Origin of the sequence: Streptosporangium sp. NPDC049644, from assembly GCF_040675205.1 — a bacterium.
GTDB lineage: Bacteria > Actinomycetota > Actinomycetes > Streptosporangiales > Streptosporangiaceae > Streptosporangium > Streptosporangium fukuiense.
On record NZ_JBFAOJ010000157.1, the window covers coordinates 1 to 859 of the forward strand.

The window sequence follows — 859 nt, forward strand, 5'->3', positions numbered from 1 at the left end:
TCGACGGTGATCCTGTCGTACAACACCGCCAACCGCGACCCCGAGCGCTTCGCCGACCCCCACAGGCTCGACCTTGGCAGGCAGGACGGCGGACATCTGGCCTTCGGCCACGGCATCCACCAGTGCCTGGGCCGGCAGCTCGCCCGCGTCGAGATGCGGGTCGCGCTCCCCGCGCTGCTCGACCGCTTCCCCACGCTGCGCCTGGCCGTACCGGCCGAAGAGGTCGCCCTGCGCCCGGAGACCGCGGACATCTACGGGGTGAAGAGCCTCCCGGTCACCTGGGACGTGGCATGAGTACCAACGGAGCCGTGGGGCGGTGTCAGCCCTGACCTGATGTCTCGGAGGCGACGAGTTCGACCTCGAACCCGTCGGTGTCCTCCAGGTAGGCGGCGTAGTGCCGCTCGCCGGCGGCGGGCTGCTCGGCCCGGGCGGGCAGAAGGTGATGCAGGCACCTTTAAGTCGATCTCAAGTGTGATCTTCTACAGCTAGGGGTGTGAATACGACCCCTCCGCGGCAGCGCCGATCACTATCTCGCCGCACCCTGCTCCTGGGCGGGCTCGGCGCCCTGGCAGCGGTCGGTGTGCCGACCATGGCAGCCTGCACCACCGTCATACCGATACCGGTCATCCCCGACCCCACACCGAGCGCCTCCGACCCCACACCGAGCGCCACTGATCTCGCACCGAGCGCCAACCTCACCGGCCATACCAACTGGGTCCGCTCGGTGGCGTTCAGCCAGGACGGCGAAACCCTCGCCACCGCCAGCCTCGACGGCACGGTGCGGTTGTGGGATGTGGCCGGTCGCAAAACCGTCGCCACCCTCACCGGCCACACCGGCGCTGTCAACTCAGTGGTCTTC

Annotated in this window: 1 protein-coding gene and 1 pseudogene; both read left to right on the plus strand. The window is 69.0% G+C overall.

Features of this window, described 5'->3' with window-relative positions; translation table 11 throughout:
- Window positions 1-294: cytochrome P450 (locus AB0J58_RS42265; RefSeq protein ID WP_364226932.1), on the plus strand; the 294-nt coding region annotated here is incomplete at its 5' end.
- A gap of 199 nt (window positions 295-493) precedes the next feature.
- A pseudogene (locus tag AB0J58_RS42270) lies at window positions 494-859 on the plus strand (hypothetical protein); the annotation flags it as partial.